General features: G+C 44.8%; 7 protein-coding genes and 2 tRNA genes. 2 read left to right on the top strand and 7 right to left on the bottom strand.

Annotated elements, in window-relative coordinates; genetic code table 11:
• Positions 1–22 precede the first annotated feature (22 nt).
• From KCG39_RS08800 to mtfA, 3 genes are all read right to left on the bottom strand, one after another.
• Entirely contained in the window at positions 23–1,615 is a 1,593-nt protein-coding gene (locus KCG39_RS08800) for an arylsulfatase (protein ID WP_004122160.1), read from the bottom strand.
• Positions 1,616–2,399: 784 nt separating this feature from the next.
• Positions 2,400–2,475 (bottom strand) — tRNA-Asn (locus KCG39_RS08795).
• Between the two features lie 100 nt (positions 2,476–2,575).
• Entirely contained in the window at positions 2,576–3,376 is an 801-nt protein-coding gene (mtfA, locus tag KCG39_RS08790; protein WP_162626065.1) for a DgsA anti-repressor MtfA, read from the bottom strand.
• Between the two features lie 90 nt (positions 3,377–3,466).
• Between mtfA and KCG39_RS08785 the strand changes: the two genes are divergently transcribed.
• A tRNA-Ser gene (locus KCG39_RS08785) sits at positions 3,467–3,556 on the top strand.
• Between the two features lie 442 nt (positions 3,557–3,998).
• Here KCG39_RS08785 and KCG39_RS08780 read toward each other — a convergent pair.
• The 4 genes from KCG39_RS08780 to KCG39_RS08765 all read right to left on the bottom strand — a co-directional run bounded on the left by KCG39_RS08780 (position 3,999) and on the right by KCG39_RS08765 (position 8,512).
• Positions 3,999–5,456, bottom strand: coding sequence for a glucosyltransferase domain-containing protein (locus KCG39_RS08780; protein ID WP_049114781.1), 1,458 nt, complete (start codon positions 5,454–5,456; stop codon positions 3,999–4,001).
• On the bottom strand, positions 5,453–6,445 hold the full coding sequence (locus tag KCG39_RS08775; RefSeq protein WP_087829029.1) for a glycosyltransferase family 2 protein: 993 nt from the start codon (positions 6,443–6,445) through the stop codon (positions 5,453–5,455). Before KCG39_RS08775 ends, KCG39_RS08780 begins: the two co-directional genes overlap by 4 nt.
• Positions 6,442–6,831, bottom strand: a complete 390-nt coding sequence (locus KCG39_RS08770; RefSeq protein WP_032741888.1) for a GtrA family protein — start codon at positions 6,829–6,831, stop codon at positions 6,442–6,444. Before KCG39_RS08770 ends, KCG39_RS08775 begins: the two co-directional genes overlap by 4 nt.
• A 610-nt stretch (positions 6,832–7,441) precedes the next feature.
• Positions 7,442–8,512, bottom strand: a complete 1,071-nt coding sequence (locus tag KCG39_RS08765; protein WP_004122148.1) for a porin — start codon at positions 8,510–8,512, stop codon at positions 7,442–7,444.
• Positions 8,513–9,137: 625 nt separating this feature from the next.
• Between KCG39_RS08765 and drpB the strand changes: the two genes are divergently transcribed.
• Positions 9,138–9,419, top strand: a complete 282-nt coding sequence (gene drpB / locus KCG39_RS08760; RefSeq protein WP_004122146.1) for a cell division protein DrpB — start codon at positions 9,138–9,140, stop codon at positions 9,417–9,419.
• The last annotated feature ends 23 nt before the right edge of the window (positions 9,420–9,442 follow it).

The raw sequence follows: 9,442 nt of genomic DNA, 5'->3' as shown, positions 1-9,442 counted from the left end.
TAGCAACCTGTCCGAGGTGGCGTTATTTATTAATACCGGAACCCTGCTCAAGCATGGCTGAAGCATCGGAAATGGTGAACGAACCTGGTTTCTGACGCGGTGGGAACTCTTTGAAGGTGGCCAGCATCTCTTTGGCATATTTCTGCGCACCGCCCATCAGGAACAGACGATCGTAGAACCATGAGTTGTAGCCCATACCGTCGCTGCCTTTCTCCAGCGGATCGATCTCCAGATCGAAGATCATTGGCGTACGCAGTTTGGTGAACGGATATTTCCACAGATCCAGACCGGTGTGCTCCTGAATCATAAAGTGCGCTTTCCAGCGGCCATAGCGCATCGCCAGCAGGTCGCCGTCATCACTCCAGTAGAAGAATTCTTTACGCTGGTTGTCGCCTTTACCCTGCAGGAAGTCGAGCTGGTTATAACCATCCAGATGTACCTTGTAGGTCATCGAGGTCGTCTTATAGCCTTTCAGCAGTTCATCTTTGATGTTAGCGTCCCCGGCGGCTGCGACCAGCGTTGGGAACCAGTCGTAGCTGGCGAACATGCCGTCAATGATGGTGCCCGGCTTAATATGCCCCGGCCAGCGAACCATGGCAGGTACGCGGAAGCCGCCTTCCCAGCCGGTGTTTTTCTCACCGCGGAACGGCGTCTCACCCGCATCAGGCCAGGTGGCGGTCATCGGGCCGTTATCGGTGGTGTAAACGAGAATGGTGTTATCTTCGATGCCGAGATCTTTAATTTTCTGCAGCACTTCACCGATCATGGCATCGTGTTCAACCATACCGTCGGCATAGGTCCCCAGACCGGTTTTACCGATGCTGCCGTCTTTCAGGTGGGTTTTGTTGTGCATACGGGTGGTGTTAAACCAGGTAAAGAATGGCTTACCGGCTTTTACCTGACGTTCCATAAAGTCGTTATTGGCAGCCAGCGTCTCTTCATCGACCGTGCCCATACGTTTCACGGTCAGCGGACCGGTATCTTCAATCTTGCCGTCTGCGGTGCTCTTAATCACGCCGCGCGGGCCAAATTCTTTACGGAAGGCCGGGTCTTTTGGATAGTCCGGGTTCTCCGGTTCTTCTTCGGCGTTCAGGTGGTACAGATTGCCGAGAAACTCATCAAAACCGTGCGCGGTAGGCAGGAATTCATCGCGGTCGCCGAGGTGGTTTTTACCAAACTGACCGGTGGCATAACCGAGCTGTTTAAGTGCCGTGGCAATCGTAATGTCTTCTTTTTGCAGACCCTGCGGCGCGCCAGGCATCCCAACTTTGCTCATGCCGGTACGGAACGGCATCTGGCCGGTAATAAACGCAGAACGGCCGGCCGTTGAACTTTGCTCAGCATAATAGGAGGTAAATTTAGCCCCTTCTGCGGCAATGCTATCAATATTCGGCGTTTTATACCCCATGGTGCCCTGGTTATAGGTGCTCAGGTTCCAGTAACCAATATCATCACCAAAAATAACGACAATATTCGGTTTTGAGGTATTTTGTTTGGGGGCATTTTCTGGTGCGGTGGCTGTCGCTGGTGCCGCATAAGCGCTGGACACTGCGCCGGCTGCTAAGGTTAACAGGCTGGCGAGCATTGTCCTTTTGAAAGGCACTATATATTGCATTGGGTGAGCTCCGTTATTAGGAAAGCGATTTAAGTATAGACATGGCGGCGATTCTGCAATTTCAAATATCAATAAAAAGACCTGCTGCGGATGGGTTAGGCCAACGTCCTACGTTAGATATCTGAAGTCTTAGCTTAAATTGCTGAAGATTGTGTTTTTTGAGATTATGGGTTTTCGCAGATCAAAGCGACTGCTCATTTATTTATTAATAAATTTGATAATTTAATATTCCAGTAAAACGTTTGAGGGACGAAGATCGTTCGTCTTGTCGAAGCGGTAGCCCTTAGCATGTTTTATGTTGCTGGTGGGAAAGCCAGAACTGCTGATGTTGATAGTCCGGTTTATATGAGATCTGGTAAACCATAACGACTATTATGATGACGTATTGTTATCGCATGATGACTGTCGCTTTTGGCTTTATTTATCTCTAGCGTATGTCGTGTTATGGCTTTAATATGCTTTTCTGTGGTGCGGCCAGTTTATTAATTTGTTAGTTGTTCAGTGTGATGACTTTTTGGAGAAAGGTTTTTATGTCCTGCAGGGACGTTGCGTATAGCGCTAGCGGGGAAAGATGCCTGGTGTTGTTATTTTTTGCTTAGAAGTGGGATACCGGTTGAAAAGTCGCTATCGTGCTGAATGGGCTGCAGAGGCTGTCACAGGTTGCGCTAAAGGCGGTGATGATGAGTTAATATTTTCATTGAGATATAAACAGTAGTGCATACCCGAATCCCGGGACGGACAGCAAAAAGCCCGCTTAAGTATCCTTAAGCGGGCTTTTCAAATTTGGCTCCTCTGACTGGACTCGAACCAGTGACATACGGATTAACAGTCCGCCGTTCTACCGACTGAACTACAGAGGAATCGTGTGAACGAGACGAATACTACTGGTCTCGGATTTTTGTGTCAACACTAAATTTAACTTGCTGATTCAAATGGCTAAATTTAGCGCAGGTCGTTGTTTTAGTGTACTACCGGGTTATCACTATCATCTGGCGGGCTATTCTCACGTAATCTCGCGAGCGGATCCTGACGATAAAAAAGGCAGAAACGCTGCCAAAGCGCGGGAAAGCGGGGAGCAAATAGCTCTGGTGCGCTGAAGAAGTATTCAGAGAGCACGGCGAAACATTCTGCAGGATCGGTGGCTGCATACGCATCGATACTCGCGGCGCTTTCACCGACCAGGTCTATCTCATCCTGAATATTGTTCATTGCAGCATGGAGATCGTGTTCCCAGCCCGCCACCTCGCGCAGGGGGATGAAGGGCACGCCGCTTGCGCGATCGCCATTGCGGGTATCCAGTTTATGCGCTACTTCATGGACTATCAGATTGAAACCGGACGCATCGAAGGAGTCCTGAATATCCAGCCAGTTGAGAACAATCGGCCCCTGCTGCCAGCTTTGACCTGATTGTACGATTCGCTGGTTATGCACCAGGCCGATATCATCTTCCCATTCGTCGTCGACGACGAACGGGGCAGGGTAGATAAGCACTTCGTGAAAGCCATCTAACCATTCGATACCCAGTTCGAGAACCGGCAGGCAAAACAATAGCGCGATACGAGCGCTGTGCAGGGGAGTAAGCTCAAGCCCCTGTAAGGCAACCAGACGCTTTTGTTGCAAAAAGCGGGAAGCCATCTGCACCAGCTGCTGCTGCTCATGTTCGGAGAGGTTGGCTAATACAGGAATGGCAAGCGCCTTTTCCCAGGGGATTTCCGCGTTGCCGGACTCTTCATCTACTTTCCAGGGCCATTTAAATATCATATTGCTCGCAAAGTCGTCACTTGAACTGAATTAAAGAGACAGGAACTATTAAAATGCCAAAGAACCTGGCATTATAGCAACCTCAACAGCGGAGAGATGCCGGAGCGGCTGAACGGACCGGTCTCGAAAACCGGAGTAGGGGCAACTCTACCGGGGGTTCAAATCCCCCTCTCTCCGCCAATTATTTAGAAAAATCAATAAGTTGAATGTCGCTTTTAATTTTTCTCTGCAAAATCCCCGCATTAAAATTTCTTTCTATCGCTCTGTTTTCCCATCCCTAATGCTGTCTTTTTTACCATGTTGCCTCTTGTTGGGCATCCACTTTTATCTTCTTTAGTTCACAAGCTCACATTCTTAACAACAACATAGCCCGTCTTGCATCCCTGATAACAAAGCAGTCAACTGCCCTTGCTACACATAGATTCTGTAGAAGTATCTTAAAGAGAAGGGATGATGGATGGAAAGGAGCGAACTCAGGAAAGCACTGGAGCAGGGATTGTTGTCAAGTGAGCGCATAAGGTGATAGAGAAACTTATGACCCTGACCTGAGCTGCCGGGATAAAAAGATCCCGTGCGGATCTGGCGCGGGATCATCTTTCTGCATGCCGGGGGGCGAAAAGATTCAATAGTTGGAGGTTGAACTCCTCATGGCATCGCCCGTTTTTATAATGATGCAATCAGTGGTGCATTGCTCCTTTGCCGTCAGAATAACATTTTCTGGAAGCCTGAAATGCATGGACTTGCTGATTAAGATTTGCTCCGCCATCCCCTTGATAGCCCAGGGGGCCGCAAGTGATATATTGCCAAACTCGTCATAACGTTGTGTTTTAGTAAAGGCATTATAGGCGGGATCTTGAATGTCAAAAAGAACATCCCCTGTAAATGTTTTTCCCACCTTGTAGGAAAGTGCGCTTGCTAATGCGTTTAACTCTGATTTTTGTGGGATAATGAAACCATTAAAGATATTGTATGAGGCAGCGATCATCGCGAATACCGTCAATATGGGGAGCGCTTTTTTTGCTATATTGAGTTTGCTTGTCAAGGCATCCACCCCAATAATGATAAGAGCGCACGTGAAAAATTCCAGTGCTATCAGTGACCTATATGCAGCCCAGTTTTCCTTGACTAATAAGTTTGGAGAGTAGGCGCCAATCCCCATGATAATAAACATGAGCACCTTAATAGGTCCTGATTTGCCTTTTATTATTGAAAATAAACCTATTGCGCAAATTATTAATGACAGCGTTGTGAATAAGGTGCCAGGGGTTATATTAAAGTTGTTGATGGCGTTAATCAATGGTTCTTTGACAAACCATCGTAATTTCTCAAGTGGATTATTCGTTAACTCGGCACGTGCAATTGAACTGCCATATAACCATACAGGTACAAATTTTGAAAATAGCAGACTAGCAAGCATGCCGATAAATAAAACTGCGCCACTGATTAAAACAATGCTGATGGAAAATGGTTTGTCTTTTTTCAGGCAGTTATCAAGCATGACGAAAAATAAAAATGCCATCGCCGTTGGTTGGTATATGGCAAATGCAAACCATAAAATAATGACGGATGCTGCAAATCTTATAATTGTCGTTTTTTTATTGGTGGGCTTTAATGTCGCATAACTTATTCCGGCAAGGAGTATAGATAGTACAAAAGGGAAACATGTCGCCCAGGAATTATATACTTGTATGGCTGGCGCCAAACATATTAATAAAGGGAAGGTGATCGTTGTTATGTTACGCTTGAATATGTTTCTTTTTTCTATAAATAAAAAGAGGAACAAGCAAAATATAAAAACCGTTATTATGGTGAAAAATCTAAGATAGGCAAGGTCATCGATATTGTGAACTAGCGTAAAGGCAAGTCGTCTGGCAATGGCATACAAGGGCCTGCCGGATTGCATATCCCATTGAAATGGAGAACCTTTCCCTGAAAAAACATCGGAAAGTGTCGACCAATCATCTGAAAATGCGTAACTAAATATAATGGTTGGGCTGTAAACTAAGAAAATTGCCGCGAGGTAAAGCATTGCAATAACTCTTTTAGTGTAGGGCGTCATTCGTTCGTCCATGGTGTTCATTGCTCGCCTCTCATTTCGTATCTTGCTACCTCTTCGATAAAATATTTTGGCCGGTTTTTGGATTCCATGTATATTTTTCCAACGTATTCACCAATTATCCCTAAAGAAAGCATCTGGACGCCGCCAAGGAAGAAAATCGCAATCATAACAGATGTCCAACCCGCAACGGTATTTCCCTGGATCTTCTCAATGAGGGCATAGATTGCAGCTATTGTAGATAGAAGGCATGTGGTAATCCCAGTGGCGGCGATCATCCGTAATGGGGTAATTGTCAGAGACGTTATTCCTTCTAACGCCAGTGCTACCATCTTTTTCAAGGGGTATTTTGACTCGCCTGCAACCCTTTCATCTCTGCTATAATAAACGCGGGTAGACTTATAACCCAACAAAGGGATTAGCCCCCTTAAGTATAAGTTTTGTTCTTTAAAATCCTTTAATGCTGTCAACGCTGTCCGGCTAAGAAGCCTGAAGTCCGCATGGTTAGGAACCTGATTGACACCCAGCCTTGACATCAGAGAATAGAATTTATTGGCTGTTGTCCTTTTGAATACTGAGTCGCTACTTCTGTTGTCGCGTACGCCATAAACAATCTCAAACCCTTCATTATATTTGTCTATCATTTTCTCAATGCAACTTATATCATCCTGTAAGTCTGCATCTATACTTACAGTAACGTCCGTATCCGCGTTTGCTAACCCCGCCAGCAGGGCTATCTGATGGCCCCGGTTTCGTGATAATTTCAAACCGCGAACGAACGACTTTTCCTGCGATGTGGATTTGATTTGTTCCCAGGTGTTGTCTTTACTGCCATCATCGACAAAGAGGATATAACTATTTCGAGCGATTTTTTCTTTTGCAAGGAGGTTTTTTAATACAGTGGCAAGCCCCTCCACGCAGTATGGAAAGGCGTCTTTTTCATTATAACAAGGAACAACGATTGCTAACGAAGGTATTTCACTCCTCGTGCGGTTTATATTTATTTCTTTCATTTCATTGACCAGTGTTTGTTTATAATAAAACCAGCTGTTGTGTAAATAATCATTCCTACAACTTGTGCTGTATAGATAGCATTAGGTATAACGATGAAAAAAACTTTCATTGCTATTATATTTAAAATATAACAAAAAACACATGTGGATACGAATTTGATAAATCTCAGGGGGTTTAAGGTCGTTGAGAAAGTGAACTTCGCATTCATTATAAAGCTAAAAATAATGCCAACGACATAACCTGCTGCATTTGAAGGGTAGACACCCGCACCGGCATGCATAAGGCCAAATATAACAACTGCGGTTATTGCTGTATTTGCCAGGCCAACGATAATGTACCTGACCGCTTCTCTGGATGTGTTTTTTTTCAAGGTATGATTAATCATTTATTGATTTACATCAATTTTATAAAAGGAAAATTAAGAGATTAAATGCGCGATCGATATAAGCAATAAGCTCCCGGATGATAAATATTTGACGCCAACTCGTGGTCTGTGTCAACCAGGGTTTTTATCACAGTAGACATATTCCTCGACGGATGTTGTTTTACGCTTCTCCACCCGAGTTTGTTTGGACGTGATTATGCCGAATGGAGACTATAAAAGCGGGAAAGCTATCGGGGGCATGAGTTTTGGTGCGGTCATTACCAGGCAGTCCTGCGGGATTAACAGTGTCTACTGTAGCGGTAACGATATTTATGCGCGTAATTTGTTTGGCTTACGGAGAAAAACAGGTTAAATCTACCGGATAGGGCGGAAGGTAAAAGTATTGTGAATACCCTGTTTTTTTATTGTTGATTTCATGGTTTAAATGATTAAGTTAAAATCTCGAAAACCGGAGTAGGCGCCACGCATCCGGGGGAAATCTCCTCTTCATGGTTTACTGCATATGGATCGCAACACTCTATTTTTCTGCCGTGTAGCGATACAGGATGACTATCCGTTGGTAAAAACGAAAAAACCCGCACAAGGCGGGTTTTAGCGTAGCTATACAATCTTAAAACTGGTAGGTGATACCCACAGCGAACTGATCGTCGGTGGCTGCGCCACTTACCGCCGCGTCTTCATCATCCATCAGATTGAATTTGTATGCGGTGTAAACGTTGAAGTTTTTGTTGAAATAGTACCAGGTACCCAATTCAACGTAGTTCATGATATCCGCATTGGTGTCTTCTTTGGCGCCCAGGTCTTTACCTTTCGCGTAGACATAGCCCAGGGACGGACGCAGGCCGAAATCAAATTGATATTGCACAACGGCTTCGATGTTTTGCGTGTGATTGGCAAAACTGCCAAAAGTCGTTTTCTCCAGCGGAGTCATGTTACGGGATTCACCATACATGACTGATGCATACAGATTATTTGCATCGTATTTAGCCGCCAGGTTCCAGACTTCAGCTGTCTCGCCCCGCTTGTCCGCTGCTTGCTCATCAGTACGATCGGAGTTGCTGTAAGCGCCAACGAAACCGAAGCCGTCGATGTTGTAGTTAACGGAGAAACCGAAACCGTCGCCGTTTGATTTTTTCGCGGTGGTGTCGTTGTTTTTACCCTGATACTGCAGAGCAAAATTCAGACCATCCACCATGCCGAAGAAGTCGGTGTTACGATAGGTTGCTACGCCGTTGGTACGGCCGGTCATGAAGTTATCGGTGTAAACCAGACCGTCACCGCCCCACTCAACGAGCATATCGGTGTAACCCGCCGCGTCATAAACCACGCCGTAGTTACGACCATAATCGAATGAGCCGTAATCGCTGAATTTCAGACCAGCGAATGCTAAACGGGTAGCGCTGCCCTGCTGACCTTCCGGTTTGTCCGCTTTGATGTTGTATTCAAACTGGCCATAACCGGTCAGTTCGCTGCTAATCTGGGTTTCGCCTTTAACGCCGAAACGCGCATAGGAGGTATCGTCAGAATTGTTGTTGTCGCCATCATGGGTCATGATGTGTTCGCCAACCATTTTGCCGTAGAAATCCAGTTTGTTGCCGTTCTTATTATAGATTTCTGCTGCATTAGCCGCGCCAGCGACTAATAAAGCTGGAACCAGAATTGCCAATACTTTTCTTTTCATTATATATTCCCTTTTAATCATAATTAATATGAATTGTGTCATTCCTTCCGGGGTGACTATTTGATATTAGCGATTAAGTTCATTTTTCTTTAAATCAAATATGTAACGAAATTATATCTAATATTGCAAAATGTTTCAGTTATATTCTTTATATTAAAATTGTATTGTTTTGTGATAAATTATTTTCCGTGTTTATAGCTTTTAATAACATGGACTTATGATTATTCATTGATTGAATTTTGTCGTTGATGAGTTTCATGTGTTCTATGTGTCATCATTTAATATTGATTTTATGAATAATTATTTGCTCGTGTTTAAACGTGGAGTTTTCTTTCAGAGAGTGGTCTGAGTAAGAGTGGTTGATGGTGAAGTGAGGGGCTGGGGAGGGGGAGTGGGAAATGGCCAGAAATTAAATGCCATTCATTAATTTGTATTATTTAAAAATGGAATAAATTCATTGAGTATATATAGCCGGTATTATGACAATGAAGCCGGTTGATGCACAAAAATGCATCGGGCAGAGAGAAATGCTGTCTTGCAAGAATTTTCGCTATATAATGTGATGGATGTCACTATTTTTGACTGGCAAGTGATGTTGCTTGTTGAGTACATGGAGAGCAAATGAATGGAAGATAAAGCGAAAAGAAGTCCTGGTGGAAAACTGGCGCTGTGGGCATTTTATGCTTTTTGTGGTTATTTTCTGTGGGCGATGGCGCGGTACTGGTGGGTTGTCGGGCAGATTCAAAGCGTGCCCGGCGCCACGATTGACGGTGAACTTGGTTCAACGAGTGGGAAGTGGATTGGTGCCCTGTTGGGGTTTCTGGTGTTAGGTATCGTGGGGACCATTCTTGGTGCAATTGCGTGGTACACGCGCCCCAATCCGCAAATCTATGAACATCACGAATAAAGTTGCTATGCTCGTTGCTGGCC

Source organism: Klebsiella pasteurii (assembly GCF_018139045.1).
GTDB lineage: Bacteria > Pseudomonadota > Gammaproteobacteria > Enterobacterales > Enterobacteriaceae > Klebsiella > Klebsiella grimontii.
The sequence above is the reverse complement of the archived record's forward strand: the minus strand, read 5'-3'. Positions and strand labels throughout refer to the sequence as shown.